22 protein-coding genes are annotated in these 21,137 nt (G+C 53.8%); 13 read left to right on the forward strand and 9 right to left on the reverse strand.

Translation table 11 applies throughout. The features are described 5' to 3' along the window. The 5 genes from B4N58_RS14950 (at position 1) to B4N58_RS14970 (ending at position 4,308) form a co-directional block, all read left to right on the forward strand. Positions 1–723: a response regulator gene (locus B4N58_RS14950; RefSeq protein ID WP_008246947.1), complete on the forward strand. Its 723-nt coding sequence runs from the start codon at positions 1–3 to the stop codon at positions 721–723. Further along, positions 720–2,096 carry a Trk system potassium transporter TrkA gene (gene trkA / locus B4N58_RS14955; protein WP_008246946.1) on the forward strand — a complete coding sequence of 459 codons (1,377 nt, stop codon included), beginning with the start codon at positions 720–722 and terminating at the stop codon, positions 2,094–2,096. The genes B4N58_RS14950 and trkA overlap by 4 nt, the downstream gene beginning before the upstream one ends. Positions 2,097–2,111: 15 nt before the next feature. After that, a complete protein-coding gene (locus tag B4N58_RS14960) occupies positions 2,112–3,572 on the forward strand; it encodes a TrkH family potassium uptake protein (protein WP_291750550.1) in 1,461 nt (486 codons plus the stop codon). Next, on the forward strand, positions 3,569–3,976 hold the full coding sequence (locus B4N58_RS14965; protein WP_008246944.1) for a cobalamin synthesis protein: 408 nt from the start codon (positions 3,569–3,571) through the stop codon (positions 3,974–3,976). Before B4N58_RS14960 ends, B4N58_RS14965 begins: the two co-directional genes overlap by 4 nt. A gap of 83 nt (positions 3,977–4,059) precedes the next feature. Continuing rightward, positions 4,060–4,308, forward strand: a complete 249-nt coding sequence (locus B4N58_RS14970) for a BTH_I0359 family protein (protein WP_040511986.1) — start codon at positions 4,060–4,062, stop codon at positions 4,306–4,308. Positions 4,309–4,434: 126 nt separating this feature from the next. Here the strand turns inward: B4N58_RS14970 and B4N58_RS14975 are convergent, their stop codons facing one another. The 3 genes from B4N58_RS14975 to edd form a co-directional block, all read right to left on the reverse strand. Next, complete coding sequence (locus B4N58_RS14975) at positions 4,435–5,721, reverse strand: MFS transporter (protein ID WP_291750551.1); 1,287 nt, start codon at positions 5,719–5,721, stop codon at positions 4,435–4,437. A 632-nt stretch (positions 5,722–6,353) separates the two neighbouring features. After that, entirely contained in the window at positions 6,354–7,022 is a 669-nt protein-coding gene (locus B4N58_RS14980) for a bifunctional 4-hydroxy-2-oxoglutarate aldolase/2-dehydro-3-deoxy-phosphogluconate aldolase (RefSeq protein ID WP_291750552.1), read from the reverse strand. Between the two features lie 14 nt (positions 7,023–7,036). Further along, a complete protein-coding gene (gene edd / locus B4N58_RS14985) occupies positions 7,037–8,830 on the reverse strand; it encodes a phosphogluconate dehydratase (protein ID WP_291750553.1) in 1,794 nt (597 codons plus the stop codon). A gap of 107 nt (positions 8,831–8,937) precedes the next feature. Between edd and zwf the strand changes: the two genes are divergently transcribed. From zwf to B4N58_RS15000, 3 genes are read left to right on the forward strand one after another with little or no spacing between them, the layout of a single operon-like run. Beyond that, positions 8,938–10,404: a glucose-6-phosphate dehydrogenase gene (gene zwf, locus B4N58_RS14990; protein ID WP_291750554.1), complete on the forward strand. Its 1,467-nt coding sequence runs from the start codon at positions 8,938–8,940 to the stop codon at positions 10,402–10,404. Further along, entirely contained in the window at positions 10,401–13,160 is a 2,760-nt protein-coding gene (gene ppc / locus B4N58_RS14995; protein ID WP_291750555.1) for a phosphoenolpyruvate carboxylase, read from the forward strand. Before zwf ends, ppc begins: the two co-directional genes overlap by 4 nt. Before the next feature lie 28 nt (positions 13,161–13,188). After that, positions 13,189–13,983 (forward strand): FRG domain-containing protein, encoded by a 795-nt coding sequence (locus B4N58_RS15000; protein WP_040512103.1) that lies wholly within the window; start codon positions 13,189–13,191, stop codon positions 13,981–13,983. 2 nt (positions 13,984–13,985) lie between these two features. On the opposite strand, the gene B4N58_RS15005 is transcribed toward B4N58_RS15000, so the two are convergent. Further along, the gene (locus B4N58_RS15005) at positions 13,986–15,206 is read right to left on the reverse strand and encodes a cation:proton antiporter (RefSeq protein ID WP_291750556.1); all 1,221 of its coding nucleotides are present in this window, start codon (positions 15,204–15,206) and stop codon (positions 13,986–13,988) included. A gap of 111 nt (positions 15,207–15,317) precedes the next feature. On the opposite strand from B4N58_RS15005, the gene B4N58_RS15010 reads away from it, so the two are divergent. Continuing rightward, a complete protein-coding gene (locus B4N58_RS15010) occupies positions 15,318–15,860 on the forward strand; it encodes an NUDIX domain-containing protein (protein WP_291750557.1) in 543 nt (180 codons plus the stop codon). On the opposite strand, the gene B4N58_RS15015 is transcribed toward B4N58_RS15010, so the two are convergent. Together B4N58_RS15015 and B4N58_RS15020 are read right to left on the reverse strand one after the other, a co-directional pair. Next, complete coding sequence (locus tag B4N58_RS15015; RefSeq protein WP_291750558.1) at positions 15,829–16,440, reverse strand: L-2-amino-thiazoline-4-carboxylic acid hydrolase; 612 nt, start codon at positions 16,438–16,440, stop codon at positions 15,829–15,831. The genes B4N58_RS15010 and B4N58_RS15015 overlap by 32 nt on opposite strands. Before the next feature lie 9 nt (positions 16,441–16,449). Beyond that, on the reverse strand, positions 16,450–17,094 hold the full coding sequence (locus tag B4N58_RS15020) for an MBL fold metallo-hydrolase (protein WP_291750559.1): 645 nt from the start codon (positions 17,092–17,094) through the stop codon (positions 16,450–16,452). A gap of 71 nt (positions 17,095–17,165) precedes the next feature. On the opposite strand from B4N58_RS15020, the gene B4N58_RS15025 reads away from it, so the two are divergent. After that, positions 17,166–17,495: a DUF2834 domain-containing protein gene (locus B4N58_RS15025; protein WP_008246927.1), complete on the forward strand. Its 330-nt coding sequence runs from the start codon at positions 17,166–17,168 to the stop codon at positions 17,493–17,495. A gap of 2 nt (positions 17,496–17,497) precedes the next feature. Here the strand turns inward: B4N58_RS15025 and B4N58_RS15030 are convergent, their stop codons facing one another. After that, positions 17,498–18,112, reverse strand: coding sequence for an alternative oxidase (locus tag B4N58_RS15030; protein ID WP_291750560.1), 615 nt, complete (start codon positions 18,110–18,112; stop codon positions 17,498–17,500). Between the two features lie 161 nt (positions 18,113–18,273). Between B4N58_RS15030 and B4N58_RS15035 the strand changes: the two genes are divergently transcribed. The 3 genes from B4N58_RS15035 (at position 18,274) to B4N58_RS15045 (ending at position 19,474) form a co-directional block, all read left to right on the forward strand. Next, entirely contained in the window at positions 18,274–18,513 is a 240-nt protein-coding gene (locus B4N58_RS15035; RefSeq protein WP_291750561.1) for a hypothetical protein, read from the forward strand. Between the two features lie 77 nt (positions 18,514–18,590). After that, complete coding sequence (locus tag B4N58_RS15040) at positions 18,591–18,983, forward strand: lysozyme inhibitor LprI family protein (protein WP_291750562.1); 393 nt, start codon at positions 18,591–18,593, stop codon at positions 18,981–18,983. Between the two features lie 17 nt (positions 18,984–19,000). Then, complete coding sequence (locus B4N58_RS15045; RefSeq protein WP_291750563.1) at positions 19,001–19,474, forward strand: DNA damage-inducible protein D; 474 nt, start codon at positions 19,001–19,003, stop codon at positions 19,472–19,474. Between the two features lie 12 nt (positions 19,475–19,486). Here the strand turns inward: B4N58_RS15045 and B4N58_RS15050 are convergent, their stop codons facing one another. After that, positions 19,487–20,845: a flavin monoamine oxidase family protein gene (locus B4N58_RS15050; protein ID WP_291750564.1), complete on the reverse strand. Its 1,359-nt coding sequence runs from the start codon at positions 20,843–20,845 to the stop codon at positions 19,487–19,489. Beyond that, on the reverse strand, positions 20,845–21,137 hold a 293-nt coding region (locus B4N58_RS15055; protein ID WP_291750565.1), incomplete at its 5' end, for a hypothetical protein. The genes B4N58_RS15055 and B4N58_RS15050, both read right to left, overlap by 1 nt.

Raw genomic sequence — 21,137 nt, forward strand, 5'->3', positions numbered from 1 at the left:
ATGGCGACCATTCTCGTTGTTGATGACGAAATTGGAATTCGAGAACTTTTGTCCGAGATTCTCGGCGACGAAGGGCATGCTGTGCTGCTTGCAGAAAATGCAGGTCAGGCACGCGCACTTCGTGACCAAGAGCAGCCCGACTTGGTGCTGCTCGACATCTGGATGCCCGACACCGATGGTGTCACCTTGCTGAAAGAATGGTCTGTGAAAGGCCTGTTGACCATGCCTGTCATCATGATGAGTGGTCACGCCACAATCGACACCGCCGTTGAAGCCACACGCATTGGTGCGCTCGATTTTCTGGAAAAACCCATTTCATTGCAAAAGTTGTTGGGTGCCGTAGAAAAGGGCCTTGCCCGCGGCAAAATGGTGCAGTCAGCACGTGCTTTGATGCAGTCTCAGCCCAAATCAAATGGCGTGGGTGGCGTTGCCAACTCAAGCAGTGGTTCCTCGATTTCAACAAACAGTGGTGTGGCTGCCGCGCCTGATTCCAGCCCCTTGGGCCAAGCCTTGGCGGAATTGTCCACACTCGATCTGGATGCACAGCTGCGCGATGCCCGTGATTCATTCGAACGAATTTATTTTGAATACCACTTGCGCCTGGAAAACGGCAGCATGACGCGCCTGGCTGAACGCACAGGCATTGAGCGCACGCATTTGTATCGCAAACTCAAGCAGCTGGGTGTGGAAGTGGGCCGCACTGCGCGCAAGAATATCGCATGAAAATCATCATCGTCGGCGCCGGGCGTGTGGGGGCCAGCCTCGCTGAAAGCCTGGTGTCCGAACACAACGACATCACCCTGATCGACCCGGACCCCAAAGTACTGGCGGATCTTCAAGACCGCTACGATTTGCGCACCATTGCCGGCAATGGTGCTTTGCCGCGCGTGCTGAAACAGGCCGGTGCCGAAGACGCCGACATGTTGGTGGCGGTAACCCGTAGCGACGAAACCAATTTGGTGGCCTGCCGAATGGCTGCATTGATGTTCAATGTGCCCCGCCGAATTGCCCGTGTGCGCTCGCCTGAAATGATGGAACAGGCCCAGTTGCACGGTGACGAAGGCTTCAATGTGGACCACGTGATTTGCCCCGAGCAAAGCGTGACCAACCACATTGAGCGCCTGATTGAATTTCCCGATGCTCTGCAGGTTCTCGATTTCGCCGATGGCAAAGTCACTTTGGTTTCCGTGCGTGCTTACGCGGGTGGGCCCTTGGTTTCCCACCCCATCGAAGACATTCGAAAGCACCTGCCCAAAGTAGATGTACGAATTGTGGCTTTGTTTCGCGAAAACCAGCCCGTGGCTGTAGAGGGTTACACCATGATTCAGCCGGGCGACGAGGTGTTTTGCCTGTCGGCCACTGAGCATGTACGCACGGTGATGTCGGAACTTCGCCGCATGTCGAAACCAGTTACCAAAGTGATGATTGCCGGTGGTGGCAACATTGGTTTGCGCCTGGCGAAAAGTCTTGAAGAAAATTACCAGGTCAAGGTGATTGATGCCGATCGCAAGCGTTGCGAAGACCTGGCGAATCAGCTGGGCTCGCGCACCTTGGTGTTGTATGGCGATGCCACCGATGAAGATTTGCTGGCCGAAGAAAATGTGCAGGATGTGGACACCTTCATCGCGCTGACCAATGACGATGAAAACAACATCATGTCGTCCCTGTTGGCCAAACGCATGGGCGCACGCCGGGTGATCGCGCTGATTCAGCGCAAGGTGTACGCCGAACTGGTGCAAGGCGGGCAAATCGACATTGCACTGGCGCCTTCAAATGCCACACTCAGTGAATTGCTCAAACACATTCGCCGGGGTGATGTGGTGGCTGTGCACCGCCTGCGCCGTGGCGTGGCCGAAGCGATTGAAACCATTGCGCACGGCGATTCGAAATCGTCGAAAGTGGTGGGCCGGGCCATTGAAAAAATCGACATGCCCAAGGGTGCCGTGATTGGCGCAATTGTGCGTGGTGACAAAGTGATCATGGCGCACCACGACACGGTGATTGAGGCCGAAGACCACATCATTACTTTTGTAGAAAACCGCAAACTGGTGCCGCAGGTCGAGAAACTGTTCCAGGTCGGCGTGGGGTTTATCTAACGTGGCGCGTGCAGCATGAGGAATTCGCTTTTTCCAGTGCTGGGTGTATTGGGCTTTGCCGTGGCTTTGTTCTCTGTGGCATTTTTGGTGCCACTGACTTACGCTTTTGTGACCGGTGAACCCACTGTGCATGCCTTTGCCACGGGCTTTTTAGTGACCTTTGGCATTGGTGTTTCATCACACATATTAACCCGCCGCTTTCGCCGAGAACTTCAACCCCGTGACGGTTTTTTGCTGGTTTCTACTGTTTGGTCGGGCTTGCCCGCCTTTGCCACTATTCCCATGGTGCTGTTCTTTGATGACCTCAGCATCACCGACGCCTATTTTGAAATGGTGTCTGCACTTACAACTACCGGCGCAACTGTACTGAGTGGCCTGGACGACATGCCTGCCAGTATCAACATCTGGCGGCACTTGCTGTCCTGGATGGGCGGCATGGGTATTCTGGTTTTGGCGGTGGCTATTTTGCCATTGCTGGGCGTGGGTGGCTCGCAGGTGTTCAAGGCTGAAACCCCTGGACCCATGAAAGACAGCAAGCTGACCCCCCGCATTACCGAAACCGCCAAATCGCTGTATATGGTGTATTTCATGTTGTCGGTGGCTTGCGCCATTAGTTATAAATTGGCGGGCATGACGTGGCTGGATGCGATTTTACACACTGGCACCACGGTGTCGCTGTCTGGATTTTCTTCGCATGACGCAAGCTATGCCTACTTTGATTCAGCTGCCATTGAGATGGTGGCCGTGGTCTTCATGATGATCGCTGCAGTGAATTTTTCGATTCACTTTTTGGCTTGGCGGGGAAAATCTTTTCGGCCTTACGCGAACTGCCCGGAAGCCAAATGGTTTTTCATGTTGATGTTTGGTGCGGTGTCATTGATCACCATGTATTTGCTGGCGCATCAGGAATACACCACTTTTAGCGAAGCGTTCAGGTATGCGCTTTTCAACACAGTGTCGGTTGCCACCACCACTGGCTATGCCAACACCGATTACAGTCAATGGCCCCTTTTCGCGCCTTTGCTCATGATTTTTTTAAGCATGTTTGCAACCGCGGCTGGCTCGACAGGTGGTGGTATCAAAATGCTGCGTGCTGTCATTTTGTTCAAGCATGCGATTGGCGAGCTGTCACGCATTCTGCACCCACGTGCAATCAACCCGGTTCGCATTCGTGGCTCAGCTGTCAGTTCACAGGTTATTTTTGGTGTGTTGGCTTTCATGTTGATGTATGGCATGAGCGTGATCACTATCACCATGTTGTTGATATTCACGGGTCTTGATCCAATTTCTGCATTGACCACAGGTATTTCGATGATCAACAACTTGGGACCTGCCTTGGGTGAGTTCGGTCCGGTCGATCATTACGGCGCCTTGGGCGATTTTCAAACCTGGCTTTGTTCTTTTGCCATGCTGCTGGGTCGCCTGGAAATGTTCACTATTCTGGTGCTGTTCACCCCAGCCTTCTGGCGCAAATGAAAACGCAGGTTTTCCTGGTGTCTGGCCGCAACCCCGAATTGCGGGCGCAGCGCATTGAGCAGCTGTTGAACGATCATGCTGGTGCCGGAAAGCTCACCCTGATGGGTAGCACGGAATATTTCTCAGTGGCCTCTGTAGAGGCACAAGCAAACATGTTTGAAACCGATGCTGCGCGCAAAGCACGCGGTATCCATGTGCTTCGACTCAGCCCGGGGTGTTTGTGTTGTTCCTCCAAACTGGTGCTGTCTACACACCTTGCTCGTACCTTAAGATTGAACCAACCCAATGTATTGTTAGTCGAACTGGAAAGCCAAAGTCATCCTGAACAAGTGTTAAAGTTGTTGAAAGAGCCTCAATGGAATGACTGGTTTGCCGATATAACTCTTGTGGAGGAAGTTGCGTAAGGGGTTAGACGCCCAAGGCGTGGCCTTGAAATTGCTAGATAGATCACCATATTCAACCTGAAAGTATTATTCGGAGGTTTGCGATGTTAATGATGATTGATAGCCCCTTTTACTGCGTGGTGGATTTGGTCATGAGCGAGGGGCAGCCCAGCCTTGGCATTGAAATCGTGGACAAGAACAATCAGCGCGAGCTGTTTTTGCAGGGCGATGCGGCTGAAAAATTCCGCGAAGAGGTGAAATACCTTGCCGCCCAAGAACCCGATATCGACGACATTGAAGCTTTTATCGAAAGCTACAAACCCTGGATGCAACACCCGGTTACGTTGCATTAAATCTTGAGTTGAAAAATCCATGGCCGAGACGTTTGCGCTCGGCGTGGTTTTCAAAGCCCCCTTGTTTCTGAAGTATCGCCACCTCGATGGGATTGCCGAAGCAACACCACCTCGACAGCGACATGATCACGCGAATCTGGGCTTTGCGTGAGTTTCGCGGCTCAAGATCAAACTGACAATTGATGTGCTTACCCACACCGCCAGCACCAGCATGCACACGGTCATGCCAGCTTTTGAGTAGGCGCCGGTGATGTTTTCTGCAGCCGCATAGTGGTCAAGAATTGCACCCAGCACGGGTTGCTGCACCAGTGGGCCGACCATCACACCCAGGTTCACAATACCCACTGCGGTTGCGCCCAAATGGTGCGGTACGGACTCTTTGACGTAACCGAAGCTCAGCACCATGGAGCCACCACCAAAGGCCGTGGCCCAAAGTAAAACGGAAACAAGTGCAATCGGAAGTTCAGGTTGAATACCCAGAACAATGAAGCCGCTGATGGAAAAAATTGCACCCAAAAAATAGGGCAACTTGCGTTGTTTGAGTTTGTCGGAAAGTGCTCCAAAAAACAGGCTACCGGCGGCAAACGCGATCAGCATGCCGGTGATGATCAGTGAGGCCTCTTTCACGCTGAGTCCATGCCAGGTGGTCAGGTAGGGCACGCCCCACAGGCCAGTGAACGTGAGAATGGCGCCGCACACGCCACTGGGAATCCAGAAAATCAACCACACGGCGGGAAAGCGAAGTGTGTGGCCCAAGGCGGTGAGCAAAGGCAAGGTGACTTCATGCGCGGGGCGTTTTGCGACGTGGTTTTTGTAGCCGCGTTGTGAGGGCATGTCGCGCACGTAAATCCAGATGAGCAAGCCCAGAACCACCGCAATAATTCCGCTGGCACCCATCACCACGCGCCAGCCAAACAAATCAGAAAGCGCACGCAAGGGCACGCCGGCCAGTACCGCACCCATGGTGCCCACGGCCAGGCTAACGCCCGACATGCTGGCAAAACGCGCTGGCGAAAACCACTGGGCCACCAACATCAGCATGGAAACCCAAGCCACTGCAACTGAACCACCGACCAGGCCACGACCCACTGCGGCCCAACCCAGAGTGGGCGCAAAGCCGAACATCAGCGCGCCAACACCGCCGAGTATGCAGCCCGCAGTCAAAATTTTGCGGGGACCGATTCGATCGACCAGCAGGCCGACGGGTATTTGCATGGCGGCGTAAAAGTAGAAGTAAAACGCAGACAGGTTCCCCAGCGCTGCGCGGCTGAGGTCAAATGTGGTGCTAAGTTCTTCGGTAAGTACGCCGGGTGTAACGCGCTGGAAAAAACCGAACAGGTAAAAAGCAGCAGCCAGGCCCCAGATAATGAACGACATCCGCAGGGGCGGCGGGGAAAGGTGATTGGGTGACATGGTTTTGTTCTTGTGGTGACTTCAAGCAGTGTCGCATGTGGGCGGGTTTGTGCCACTTGGGTGTAACCCGAGGGGTTCTTTGCTCAACTCGTCGTGGTTGCCAAGTTGTCACCACCTCGTCGGGGTTGCTCGATTCCGCACAGAAAACCGCTTAGTCCCTTTTTGAAGCAAGGCATTCAATTCACCCAAGCCCGACAAAACAGATGGTCGGGTCTTGGGTGTCGCCATTTGGCGAGCATTGAAGCCTTGGTTCAAACGGGGCGGTTTTCTTGAAGTGCTGAACAAGCAATCCCACTGCCGAGTTGGCTCAAACCCGCAGAGTGCGCACATCTGCTAGTTCGGTTCCTAGGTCTCCCGAGCAGCGTTTCTCCACTACAACGCGACTCACGGCTGATTTCATCGCCCAATCGGCGGCGGCGTTTCGATCGCCTCGCCTTCAAGAAAACCTGCCCGTTTGAATTCATCCGCCACGGTCGGCCGCAGGCCGGCACCGAGACTCGGCCCGCTCTTTTGCCGAGCGAGGTGAGTCAGGGTGAATCTCAAAAAGGGACAATCAGGTTTTCTGGCGAGAGATCGGAACCCAAGCCAATTGGGCGATTAACAAAGCTGCGAGAGAGCTGAACCCAAGCCGATTAAACCAGCACCGTGTTGTTCCACGCCGCCATGGCCAGCGCCGCGCGCTGCTCAACCACCTTGGCTACATTGGCCACCCCGTCCAGCCCCGCAGTCAGCCATGTGCCGCCCACCGCTTGCACGGCCTTGATTTCACGCCACTGCGGAAGGTTTTCAAGTGTTACGCCACCTGTGGGCACAACGCGTGCCGCGGCCAATGGCGCTGTAATGCCAGCAAGGGCTTTGGGGCCACCAGCCGCCATGGCCGGGAAAAATTTCAGCAATTCAAACCCCAGTTCAAGCCCACGCATCATTTCCGATGCAGTGGCCACACCCGGCACCCAGGCATATCCCTTGTTCAAGGCATGCTCGGCCAGCACTTCCGTTAAGCCAGGCGAAATGAACAGCGTTGCCCCCAGGTCAGCGGCTTGATCAAACTGCGCTGGTGTCAGCACCGTGCCGGCAGACACATTCATGTCGGGAAAGCGTTTGGCTATTTCACCCAAGGCTTGCAGCGCCTCGGGGGTGCGCAGCGTAATTTCAATTTGTGTAATGCCGCCTGCACACAAGCCTTCGGCGATTTCCAAACCCTGTTTTACATTGGGAATCACCACCACCGGCAAAACACCTTGTTGTAACCAGTTGCGGGTGCGTTCGGCTCGAGTGTCGGGGGAGGGTTGCGTGTTCATGGCTTGTCCTTGTTTCATTGGGGGAACAGGTTGCTTGCGCCTTCCTCGGCACTGCTCACTGTGTTTCTCCACACCTGGAAATATCCGCGGCCGTGGCTGACTGCTTGCGCGGGTGTGGGCATGGGTTCGCGCAGGCTCAAATCGGCCGTGGTGTGCAGCACGCCTTCATTCGCATCCACCCGTACCACATCGCCATCGCGAAGTCGTGAAATAGGACCGTCGGCTTTGGCTTCCGGGCACACATGAATGGCCGACAACACCTTGCCAGAAGCGCCGCTCATTCGGCCATCGGTCACCAAGGCAACGGGCAGGCCTTGGTCTTGCAAAATACCAAGAATTGGCGTGAGCTTGTGCAGCTCGGGCATGCCGTTGGCACGCGGGCCTTGGTGGGCCAGTACAACCACCACGGCCTCGGTCAGTTCGCCGTTGTTGAACGCATCAATCACTTGGTGTTGGTCGGTGAACACGCGGCAAGGCGCCTCTACAAATCGGTGTTCCTGTTTCACAGCCGATACCTTGCATACACCGCGACCCAGGTTGCCTTTCATCAGGCGAATGCCGCCGTCGGGCTGGAAGGGGTTGGTGTAGGGGCGCAGCACATCAAGGTTGCGTGAAGCGCCCGGTGTGCGTGTTGAAAAGGTTTCTGTAGTGGGCAGCACTTCAGCCAGGGTCTTGGCCATGGTGGTGCCCCACACGGTGGGGGCTTCACCGTCTACAAAGCCGCCGTCAATCAGTGTGGCCAGCAAGCCGGCAGTGCCGCCTGCAGCCTGAAATGCATTGACATCTTCGGTGCCGTTGGGGTACACGCGGGTAAGCAGGGGGGTGACGCTGGAAATGATTTCAAGGTCGGTCCAGTCGATCAAATAGCCTGCCGCGCGGGCCACGCTCACCCAGTGAATGGTGTGGTTGGTTGAACCACCCGAGGCCATCAGGCCGACCAGTGCGTTCATCAGGCAGCGGGAATCAACCAGTGTGCCCAACTTCAAGGCAGGGTTGCGCGTGGCGCTTTCAAGCGCGCGCACGCTTTCACCGATCAGCGCCTTGCGCTGTGGGCTGCTGGGTAGTTCGAACGCGCCGCCCGGAAACTGCAAGCCCATGAAATCGAGCATCAGCTGATTGGAATTGGCCGTGCCGTAAAACGTGCAGGTACCCGGGCTGTGGTAAGCCTTTTCCTCGGACTGCAGCAGGTCTTCGCGCGTGGCCTTGCCTTGCGCGGCCAATTGTCGGGTTTTGGCTTTCTCGGAATTGGACAGACCTGTTTCCATGGGCCCGGCGGGGATAAATACAAAGGGCAGGTGGCCAAAGCCCAACGCGCCAATCAACAAACCAGGTGCAATTTTGTCGCAAACGCCCAGCAAAATAGCGCCGTCGAATACATCGTGTGAAAGACCGACACAGGCGGAAAGTGCAATGACATCGCGTGAAAAAAGCGACAGTTCCATGCCTTCCCGACCTTGGGTTACACCATCGCACATGGCCGGTGTACCGCCTGCCACTTGGGTGGTGGCACCCAGTGCGCGGGCGTGTTGTGAAATTAATTCAGGGTAAACCGCAAATGGCTGATGGGCCGACAACATGTCATTGTATGCAGTCACAATGCCCAAGTGCGGTGACTTGTGTAATGAGATAACACGCTTGGTACTGCTTGGGTAAATTGCGGTGGTGTGGGCCAGGTTGGCACAACCCACAGCAGTGCGGTTTTGTGGGCCATGTGGCAGGCTATTCAAGTAGGCTGCGCGCGTGGCTTTGGAACGTTGTTCAATGCGTTCGCGAAGCGCCTGCAATGTGGGGTTCAAAGTAGTTGCCATGGCGCAAACCTCGAGAAGATAACTTGTGAATGTGCAGTGTTTGTAACATAATTACAAAAAACTAGCAATTAATGTAACTAATTTGATCAACTGATCTGGAACCTAAAATGACCGACAATTCCCCCCTGCCCGTTGGCGCTTTCACCTTTGTGTTGCATGGGGCAGGCGGCGATTTGGCCAAGCGTAAAATTATTCCCGCACTGGCACACTTGGCAAAATCGGGATACTTTTCTGCGGAATCCAGAATCATTTTTGCACAACGCGAAGCCCTGAGCCCTGAAGAGGCTTTGGCTCAAGTCGATTCGTTTCTGAAAGCTGCGGGCGATGAAGCAGCACGGGAATCGATTCCGGCTTTGCTGCCGTATCTGCACACCTTGCAAGTGGTGCTGGGCACGCCCGAATCGTGCAGGGCCATGGCCAATGCAGTGACCGGCAGCCCCGAACCTGTGGTGCATTACGCTGCCCTGCCTTCTTCGCGATTCATTGATTTGATCAATTGCATTCCCACCGTGCGGGATCCGTCCAGGCTTCGCTTGGTTCTAGAAAAACCCTTGGGTTTCAATGCCAAAGAATCAGCACTGATTGAAGAAGCCGTGGCCGCCAAACTGGATGAATCACAGGTTTATCGAATCGATCATTACCTGGGCAAACAGGCGGTACAGAATTTGTTGGCACTGCGTTTGGGCAATCGGATTTTCGAACCATTGTTGACCCGCGAACATGTGGCCCATGTACAAATTACCGTGGCTGAAGACCTGGGTGTGGAAGACCGCGCCGGTTTTTACGAACATGCCGGTGCGCTGCGCGACATGGTTCAAAGCCACATGCTGCAGTTGCTGGCCACGGTGGCCATGGAACCACCAGTCAGTCTGGAAGCAAATTCCCTGCGCGATGAAAAGCTGAAGGTGTTGCGATCACTGAAGGTGCCGCAGGTCACGGGAATTCCGGAAATTGTGGTGGGCCAGTATGGCGAGGGCTATGTGAAAGGCCAGCCTGTGCCCAAGTACCGCGACGAGAAAGGAGTGGCTGCAAATTCCACCACCGAAACCTATGTGTCGTTTCGCACGGAAGTGCAAACCTGGCGCTGGGCAGGCGTGCCGTTTTTAGTGCGAACCGGCAAACGGATGCCGCGCCGCTTCGCGGAAATCGTGATTCAGTTTCGCGATGTGCCCAAGCCTTTGTTCGAACCCGTGGGTGGCCAGTGGGTGGGCAACCAGTTGGTGATTCACCTGCAACCCGAGGACAAACTTGAACTGAAGTTGCTTGCAAAAACGCCGGGCGAACGTGAACGCTTGAAGCCAGTGTCACTGGACCTTGATTTTTTCAACACCTGGCGCATTCCGGTGCGCGATGCTTACGAGCGTTTGATCACCGATATTCTGCGTGGTCGCTTGGGCTTGTTTTTGCGCAGGGATGAGGTGCAAACACAGTGGCAATTTGTCGACCGCATTTTGAATGACTTGAAAAGCCACAGCATGGAACCTGTGCCTTACACCAGCGGCACGTATGGCCCCTCAGCGGCCACTGCCATGGCGATGCGGGCCGGTGCAATTTGGTCAGAGGATGGATTGTGAACAAGCAATTAAACGATGAAGAAAAAGACTCCCAACTGCGTGACGACATTCGCCTGCTGGGCGCCTTGTTGGGCGAAATAATTGCCGAGCAACAGGGCTTGCCCGTGTTTGCTGCCATTGAAGAAGTGCGCCAGTTGTCGGTGCAGTACCGCCGGTTTGATGACAATGCTGCGCGCGCCAAACTGGAAGCGCGACTTGAGGCCTTGACTCAAGATGAAACCATTTCGCTGATTCGCTCCTTCTCGATTTTCTCGATGTTGAGCAACATTGCCGAAGACTGCCATTTGATTCGCCGCAACCGCCAGCATGAGTTGGCCGGAATGCCCGCGCGTGAGGCCAGCCTGGATTACACGATTGCCGAGTTGAGCCGTGTCGGCGTGAATCGCGACGCTGTGCTTGCGCGTTTGAAGAAAACCGAATCGGTGCCGGTGTTGACTGCGCACCCCACCGAGGTACAGCGCAAGAGTGTGCTGGATGCACAGCAAAGCATCATTGCCTTGATTCGCCACCGCGATGAAATTCAATTGACGCTTGAGGAGGCCAATGCCTGGCGTGATGAGCTGAAAGCAGCTGTACAGCGTCTGTTTCAAACCCGCTTGCTGCGCCGAAACAAGTTGAGTGTCATAGACGAGGTGAATAACGCACTGGCCTATTTCGATTCCACTTTTTTTGCCCAGGTGCCGCAGGTGTACCGCAAGTTGCAAAGCCTGTTGAGCTTGCCCAGTACCGATAACTTTTTGCCGGTGAACGAAGACCCGCTGGGCAAGGTGCTGACCGTGGGCTCGTGGATTGGTGGCGACCGCGATGGCAACCCGTTTGTGACTGCGCAGGTGCTGGACACGACTTTGAAAATTCAAAGCAGCAAAGTGCTGGAGCATTACCTGGCCGAGGTGAATTGCCTGATACGCGAATTCAGCGTTACAGATTATTTCTTGAAGCCCAACCCGCGATTAACGGATTTGGCCAATACATCGGGCGAAGACTCAGCCCACCGCATGGACGAAACCTTGCGCCGTGCCTGCGTGGCGATCCGCAACCGGCTTCAAGCCACCTTGCAACAAGCAGTCCAAGGTGAGTGCACGGCCCAGGCCTATTCAAGCCCTGCCGGTTTGCTGTCCGATTTGAATACCCTGTTCAGCGCACTGAGCGAGAACGGCATGCAGCGGATTGCCGAAGGGCGACTGGCTCTGTTGGCCCGCAAAGTGAAGGTATTTGGTTTCTCGCTGATGGCGCTCGATTTGCGTCAGAACAGCGATGTGTTCGAAGCGGTGGTGGCCGACCTGCTTAAGCAATCCACCTTGGGAAAAACCGATTATTTGGCCAGCAGCGAGGCTGAGCGCGTGGCTTTGTTGTGTGCCGAGTTGCGCACCCCCCGTTTGTTGTTCAGCGATTCTTTGCAGTACAGCGAACGCACGCATTCGGAAATGGCAATTTTCAGAAAAGCCAAATTGGCGCATCAGGTGCTGGGTGTGTCGGCCATTCAAAACTGCATTATTTCCAAAACAGCGTCGGTAAGTGATTTGCTTGAGCTGGCGGTGTTGTTGAAAGAAGCCCATTTACTCAATGTGGCCACAGGTGAATTGGCGGTGAACATTGTGCCGCTGTTTGAAACCATTGAAGATCTGCAGGCGGCCCCTGCAATCATGGCGACGCTGTTTGATATTGCCGAGTACCGAGCCTTGATGGCCTCTCGCGGGCATGTGCAGGAGGTGATGCTGGGCTACTCAGACAGCAACAAGGACGGTGGTTTTGTCACTTCCGGTTGGAGCCTGTACCAGGCCGAAATTGGTTTGGTGGATGTGTTTGCGAAACACGGTATTAAAATTCGCCTGTTCCACGGCCGGGGTGGTTCTGTGGGTCGTGGTGGCGGTTCCAGTTACCACGCCATTTTGGGTCAGCCACCGGGTGCGGTCGACGGCCGAATTCGCCTGACCGAACAAGGCGAAGTGATCGCCGCCAAGTACGGCATTGAATCGCTGGGCAGGCGCAACCTGGAGGTGTTGGTGTCTGCAAACCTGATGGTTTCCGAGCACACCGAACTGACCCGTGAAGTGCCAAGCAAGTACCTGGAACTGATGGCGAAGTTGTCGAACCATGCCTTCAATGCCTATCGGGATTTGGTGTACAACACCGATGGTTTTCTGGAGTACTTCAAACAGTCTACGGTGATATCCGAGATTGCCAGTTTGAACATTGGCAGCCGCCCTGCTTCACGCAAAGCCAATTGGACCATTGAAGATTTACGTGCCATTCCATGGGTGTTCAGTTGGGCGCAAAGCCGTGTCATGCTGCCAGGCTGGTATGGTTTTGGCACAGCGGTGGCTACGTTGCGCAGCAGTTTGACTGAAGCGGAATTGCTTGACCTGCAAGCCATGGCCAAACAATGGCCATTCTTCAACACCATGCTGTCTACATTGAACATGGTGCTGGCCAAGGCCGACATGGCCATTGCATCGCGTTACGCAGCCATGGTGGAAGATGCTGAATTGCGCGAGAAAGTATTTGGCCGCATTGCCGCAGAACACGCCCGCGCCGTGGAGGGATTGTTGTGGCTGACCGGGCAGGAAGAACTGCTTTCCGATAACCCCTTGCTGAAACGTTCCATCGAAGCGCGTTTCCCGTATGTTGACCCGCTGAACCATGTGCAGGTGGAGTTGCTGCGCAGGCACCGCCAGGGCGAACTGGATGAACGCGTGGCCCGTGGCGTGCATTTGTCGATCAACGGCATTGCCACCGGCTTGAGAAACAGCGGTTGAGTCGGCAGATACAGTTGAGGAGTTGATTTTGGACACCCTACAAATTACCAACTGGAACGAATTCGTTGCCTTGACTTCTGAGTGCGATGGTTGGGCTTTTCGGGGTTTGCAGGATGCGGACTGGTCTTTGCTAAGTTCTTTGTCCCGCTACTTGCACAACTATGTGCCCGACAAAGCCACCTGGCGTTCACGGGAAGAGCGCGCCTTCCGGATTTTCCGTCGCAAAGCGCACAATTATTTGCCCGATGCCAGCGTGCTGGATGACGATGTTCGATGCCTTGCACTGATGCAGCATCACGGTGCGCCTACGCGCATGCTCGATTTCACCAAATCGCCTTTCGTCGCTGCATTTTTCGCACTTGAAAGGGCGGTTAAAAATTCGGCGGTATTTGCGCTGGACACGCCCCGTTTGTGGATGGCCACACCCAGCAACAATGCCACCCTGCACCGTGACATGATTGATCCACGAATTCAGGGTAATTTTGAGCGTTATTTTGCATCGAACACCAACGACATCATGTGGGTGGGTGAGCCCGATCGAATGGACGGGCGATTGGTGGCGCAGTCGGGTACTTTCGTGGTGCCCGGTGTGCTGGACAAGCCGATCGACGAAATCATTCAGCACTACGAAACTGGCCCTGCGATGATTCGCAAATTTGTTCTGCCCGCCAGCCTTCGCAAGGAAGCCATGTTGGCGCTTTACCGAATGAACATCACCCACGCCACGCTGTTCCCAGACCTGGACGGACTGTCGCGGTCAATTGCCTATGAACTTGAAATAACCTGGCCTGGGCATGCCATGGCGGTAAAAAAAGCGGAGTGAAATCAGCTACGGCTTTCCTGGCGATATTCTTCGAGCTTGTTGCCCCGGTACACCTGCTTGAAGAAAATAGGTGTCAGGAAGGTAGTGACTATGCCCATCAACACCAGGGTTGAGAACATGGTGGGGCCGATAAAGCCGTTTTGGTAGGCAATGCCAGCCACAACCAGTTCCATCACGCCACGGCCGTTAAGCACAGCCCCCAGGCCCAGTGATTCCCGGTGGTCCATGCCCACCATTAAACCACCCAACCAGCCTGCAAACAGTTTGGTGACAATTGACACCACAATAACCACCAGCGGGAAGTTCCATTCACTCAAGCTGACCAGTTGTAGTTCCAGCCCCAGATACGCGAAAAAGATTGGACCAAGAAACCCGTTGGTAATCGACCCCAGCGTGCCTTGCAGGTCTTTGTAGCGCGAGGCGATGAAGTGTTTTTTGTCGAGAAACAGCGCGCCAAAAAAAGCGCCAATCACAAAGTGAAAGCCAAGGGCCTCGCTGATGGTGCCAAACACCAGCACAAACACAATGACGATGCCAAACAGGGCTTCCGGACCAAATACCTTGATCATCGATTCAGGCAAGGCCTGCACGTTGATGTTCCGTTTTTCAAGCCAGTTCAGTAAATGGTTCAGCCCCAGCACCACCATACCCATGGCAATCAGTTTCAGGGTGGCAATGCCAACTGCCGCGCTGGCATCACCTAGAGTCAATGTTTCAGGCAAGTTCAACACAATGCCCAAAATAAACAGGGCAGCTACGTCGTTTACCACCGCGGTGGCCAGCGAAAACCTGGCGATGGGCGTGTGCAAAATTCCGAGACTGTCCATTAACTTCACGGCCACAGGCAGCGCTGTAATTGAAATACACAGGCCCAAAAAGATCATGCGCATGATGTCTTGCTCGAAAGCTGCCGCCACCAACACACCGCCACCGAACGGAATGAAAAAACTGATGGCAGCCAGCATGAGTCCGCGCCCTTTCATGGCGCCCACAATGTCGGAAAAACGCATTTCAAGGCCCGCATTCAGAATAATCAGGAACACGGCCAATTCAGTGACGCCTGCCAAGGCTTTGTTGGGTTCAATCAAGCCGAGAATGGCAGGGCCCAGCAATACCCCGGCCAGAATTTCACCGATCAGCTCGGGCTGGTTGTAGCGTGCAAACAGGCGGCCGAACAAGCGGGCAACCACAATGAGCAATAGCAAGCTGGACAGCAGGGACATGGGGAAATTTACAAAAGGAAGGCGATTGAGTTTACCACCGGCAGGCCTAGGGTTAACGCTGAGAACTCAATGTGTTCAAATGTGGTGTTTGAATTACTTGAAGTAGCGTGTATGTCCAATTCTGAGAAGCATCTGGAAGAAACCTGTATCACCAGCACACGTGTGTTTGACGGGCATTTGATGAAGGTGCACCAAGACACCGTGCGCCTGCCCAATGGCGAACAGTCGGTGCGCGAGTACACGGTGCACCCCGGTGCTGTGGCCATTATCCCGATTCTGGACGATGGCCGCTTTGTGATGGAGCGGCAATTTCGCTACCCCTTACACCGTGTGTTTCTGGAGTTCCCGGCCGGCAAAATTGATCCCGGTGAAGACCCTGCTGCCACCGCGCATAGAGAATTGTTGGAAGAAACCGGTTATGTGGCACAAACGCTTGAATACATCACCACCATTCACCCTGTCATTTCTTATTCCACCGAGAAAATTGAACTGTATGTGGCGCGTGGCTTGACCCTGCAAGAAAGACAGCTGGACCACAATGAATTTCTGGACGTGGTGCTGGTTGAACCTGCCGAGTTGATGCGGCAAATCAAGGCAGGTGAAGTGAGTGATGTGAAAACGATTATTGGGGCGTTTTGGGTGGCACAAACCTGAAGTCGCACAGCGGGTGTTCTTGCGCAATGGTTTGCGTGCGCTGCAGCTGCAAGCCCCATTGGGCAGCCATTTGGTGGTCCAGGCTGCATGCTGCATGGCGGGTTAGTTCCGGTACACCCTGGCTTTTGAAGTAGTTGGCCAGCGGGCAAAGGGTGACATCGAAGACCACTGCATTACTGTCGCGTCGCACAGTTCGTGCAAACGGTTTGGTGAACATCACTGCGAACATCAGGTCGGTGAGCCAGCGTGCGCGAGCCAGTGCCTTTGCACTGCGCAAGCGTGACAATTTGAACCCCAATTCAATGGGTGGACCAAACACTTGCCAGTTGATGGTTTCAATCAGCAGACCTGCTTTGGCGGGGGGCATGCCTTGTTCAAGCGCTGCGCGGTACAAGGCCACATCCCATTCCATGTAGCGAATGATCAGGCCCAAGCCCAGCGTGTGTGGTGGGCGTGTGTGTTGAATGCTTTTTTGAATGCGTTGCGCAGTTTGCCAAAGTTCGGCAGACACTGCAGGTTTGGCTTGCCTGGCAAAGGCATGGTTTGGAAGGTAAAACAGGAGCGCATTGAACGGGCTCATGGCGATGCTTTAAAACTGAAGGTCGCGCACATACGGGTTGCTTCGACGTTCCTGGCCAAAGCTTCCCTCTGGCCCGTGGCCAGGAATAAACACGGTGTCGTTGCCCATGGGCCACAAGCGGTTGCGAATGCTGTCGATCAGAGTTTCATGGTCGCCACCGGGAAAGTCGGTTCGGCCCATGCTGCCCACGAATAAAACATCGCCCACAAAAGCACGTTTTGCTTCTTCAGAGTAAAACACCACATGGCCCGGCGTGTGGCCAGGGCAGTGGCGCACATTCAGAGTGCAATTGCCAATTTGTACTGTGTCGCCATCGGCCAGCCAGCGGTTGGGTGTGAAAGGTTTACTCAATGGAAAGTTGAACATGCGACTTTGGTCGGCCAGGCGATCAATCCAGAACTGGTCGCCCTCGTGCGGCCCGATGATGGGCAAGTTTAATTTTGCCGCCAGCTCGGCCACGCCACCGGCATGGTCGATGTGCGCATGGGTCAGCCAAATGGCCTGCAGTTCAAGATTGCGGTCCGCGATTGCTTTGGTGAGTTGGTCCAGGTCGCCGCCGGGGTCGATGATTGCGGCCTTGTTGGTTTCACTGCACCACACGATTGAACAATTTTGAGCAAATGGCGTAACGGGAATGGTGTGGTAACGAAGCATGTGGCGTGTGGTTGAATGCGGTGGGGATATAGTAGTGAAATTGTGATGACTAAGAAAGGGGCTCGAATTTTATGGGAACACAGGCGTATCGCAGATTCCTGATTGTGCTGGCTGTGGCTTTTGCAGTGGCCTTTGCCTTGGTGTGTATTCCGCCGTTTATCGAGAACCCCGACATTGTGGGCGCATTCGCCGGTGGGTTTGTAAACCCCTATGCGTCAGGTTATGCCATGGACATTTTCTTCACCTGGGCTGTGTTGGCCGTGTGGGTGATGTACGAGGCGAAGGTGAAAGGCATACGCCATGGCTGGGTTGCCTTGCTGCTGGGCGTGGTGCCCGGTGTTGCCACCGGGTTTGCTGTGTACCTTCTGATTCGCTTGAATCAGGAGAAGGCGATTGGCTGAGGCTATACCAGCAGCGGATGATCGGCCATTTCATGATTCACGTCGGCGTGGCCTTGTTCGTCATTTCTCACGGCAATGACCACATCGCGCAACTTCGCGTCAGCGGGTAGTTTGTAATAGTCGATTGCAATTTTTGGTGCAGCAATGTTTTCAATTCGCCCTGCATCAATTTCCGCCAGGTAGTCGGTGTAACTGACCACTGCCTGGTTCTCGAAGTAGCCCACCATGCGGTGCGCAGTTTTCGGGAAGAACACATACAGTATGAAATAGAAGTGCCAAAACACCAGCTGGGCAAACAACACCAACATCCGCTCGCCCACGCTGGGCTTTGCAATTTCAATGAAAATCATCAAATGCATGCGTTCGTTCTCGGCCTCTTCAAGCAGGGTTCGAATGGTGGGGCCGTAGCCGGTTTTCATTTTCCGCAAGCTTTTCAGGTGAATCCACATGCCAGCCACCATGCCCGGTACACCCGCCACTGTTTCCAGAATGACCGCCCGGTGACCGTAGCGTTTGGCAAAGAAAGTGTCGGCGAACCAGCGAAAAAACATGGTCAGCGACTTGGCGAACTTGTCCGAGAAGTCTTTGGGTGTGGGTTCTTGAGGCATTGTGTCCATGGGCTCTACTTCCTGAGGTGTGTTGACAACTTTTTTGTTTATTTTGTAAATCAGTCTACGCTGATTGGGAAGTGTGGGATAGCCCCCGGAATGGCAGGCGGGACCTCATTTTTGCCTTTGACAGAGGAATTTGGATACTGGCAATTTTGAGGGGGGAATTTATGAAGTTGGGCGATAAAGGTAAAAAGTTGATTCAGGATTTTGAGCAGTTTCGAGCCAAACTGTATGACACTGATGGAGCTGGGCATTGCACCGTCGGTTGGGGACACTTGGTTCATCGTGGTCTATGCGATGGCAGAGAGAACGAAAAACAGTTCGCGAAAGGAATATCCAAATCAAGGGGTGATGAATTGTTTTTTCTCGACGTGGAGCACGCTACCTGCATGCATGAAGCGATATGACCGCGCTGGGGGGAAAATATTGTCTGGTCTTACCAGACGCAGACTAAGAGAGGCTGACTTGTTTGAAGGAAAGGTAAATGAATAAGTTGATGTTCAAGTTTGTTTTTCTCGGATTTTTCTCGGTGTCATCTTGGGCCTTTGCAAGCAGCGCCACTGAAGAGGATTTTTGTACACAGATCAAAGGTGCAAATGCGGAGATGGAAGATACGCTTCTACAGATTCAGCAGAAAAAACGCGACGATTCGGTATTTCTGACGGCACTGAACAATAGTCAAAAGCAGTGGCTGCAATACGTGGATGCAGAGGTGCTCATGCAGTTTCCCTCACAGCGATTTATCGACTATGGTTCAGTTTTGCCAATGTGCCAATGCATCACCCGGCTGGGTTTAACTCAGGAACGAATTACAACATTGAAGCAATGGCTTGAACCGGTTGTTGAAGGTGATGTATGCACAGGAAGTAAACGGTAAAAGAGATAGGGAAAAGAATGAAAAACGACTTGATTCAGAACCTGACAGAAAGCTTTGAAGGCCATGCCAAAAAAAATAAGAAAGAATTACTAGGGATTATTTATGAACAAACTGGCGGCAGTGAAAATTTCGCGTTGATACGAAGCAAGGGAGACACCGCGTTGTTTGGTAAAAATACCAAAGCAATGAAAGCCCAATGGAAAGTGCCTGATAATCGCCCATTGGCTGATTTTGCACCCACCATTATTTTGAAGGCCAAAGACTTTGCTACAGAAATTACCATTCATAACGCCCGTGAGCAGGCCATGGGACATGAACAACAAATCTCGCAAGAACATGTAACCAACAATGAGGCAGTCCGAAAAACCCTTCTGAGTCGGGGTATTCGGCCTGAAGGCTTACCGCCTGCCGAAGATGTGAAGAAAGTAGAACGACGCCTTACCTCTACTGAGAAGAACGCGATTGAGAATCCTGATGCGCTGGAAGAATGACACGGCAAGTTTTCAAGAAAGCCCCCGCAACACTTCTTGCGCAGCCCGTTCGCCTGCTTGAAGTGCACCTTCGATGTAGCCTGCCCATTGGGTGGCGGTTTCTGTACCCGCCCAGTGAATTGAATGGTGTGGTGTTCGAATCGAACTGCCGTAATGAGACATTACCCCGGGTGGCGCAAAAGCCCCATAACAGCCTTTGGACCATTCCTCCCGGGACCAATCTACATCGATGTAATCCAAAGGGTTGAGTGCCTGTTCACCGAAATGCGCTGCCAACATCGCGATGACGGTTTCGCGGCGATGCAATGTGTTTGAGTCGCCGGCGTGTATGGCATGGTCGGCCTCGAAAAAACCTGCGATCAAGCCGAGTTCACTATTCGGAGAGGAAACGTCAAAACAGGGGGAGGCTGGGCGGTCGTCGCGAACAATGCTGCCGTTGAACCCTTTTTGTCGCCAAAACGGCGTTGGGTAAGCAATCCAGAACTTGATTACGCTGCCCATGCTGAGTCGCGTGTGCAGTGCAGTTTGTGCACTGGGCAAGGGTGGGTTGAACCTGATTTTGTTTGTCAATGTAGGGGGCACTGCGACAATCACTCGCTTTGCCCAAAATTGAGCGGACTGTGTATTCACCACCGCGATGCCATTGCTTACATCAATCGAATGCACCGGTTCATTCAAGCGCAAGGCTGAACCCAGTTCCTGCGCCATGTTTCTGGCTATTTGGTGTACGCCCCCGTGAAACAACAGGTTTTGTCCACCCCCGGTGTCCGCAGAAATCATGGACTCCAGCCCACCACCACCTTTCAAGTAGTTCAGGAAGAAGAGCAGTGAAACTTGCGAGGTTTCGGCACAGAAAAGGGATGCACAAATAACGCGGAGCAGCGAACGAAGTCGCTCGGATTGTGTGGCTTCACAAAGCCAAATTTCGACCGAAGTCGAATCGAGTTTCTTTGATTGTGGGCTGCCCCAGGGGTCGACTTCATCCAGAGCAGACAGCAGGTGGTTGATTTTTCGCAGCAGCAGGTAGGCCTGAATTTTCTCCTGAATAGTCAGAAACTCGGTGAAGTCTTCCCCGTTCACCAGGCCTGTTTTTCCTGCCATGGTCAGCACTGACTTGCCTGTCAGGTAGGTGGGGTAGCGCCCCACATTCATGCGGTCTGCCAATTCGGCGAGTCGAACCTGGCTTGGTGCAAGCCACATGCCGCCCAAGTCAATGTCATACCCGGCAATTTGGCCGTGCTTTGTGCGCCCGCCAACCCGGTCGCGCGCTTCCAGCACCACGATGTTTTTGCCTTCGCCACGAAGAATGCGTGCTGCATTCAAACCGCTGAAGCCAGCACCGATCACGACCGAATCTAGCGTTGCGTCCACTATTGTTCCTTGAGCAGTTTGCAATGGTTGACCAGCAGGTTGATTCCCAAATTCAGGGTTTTTTTGCAGGCCGACAGATTGTGCGTACTCAGGTACTGAATAATGACGCCGTCCATGATGGCCAGGCCCAGGCGCGCAATTGCTGTGATGTTTGCCTTGGAAATACAGCCGCCGTCGAGCTGGCTTACTGCGTCAACCAGTTGTTTGATATAGCCCTCGTACTGCATTTTGGCGATTTCACGTGATTCAACACGGGCCAATGCAGACAAGTGTTGATTTGCACCCAAATTTG

The sequence above is a fragment of the Limnobacter sp. UBA3528 genome (assembly GCF_002377005.1).
GTDB lineage: Bacteria > Pseudomonadota > Gammaproteobacteria > Burkholderiales > Burkholderiaceae_B > Limnobacter.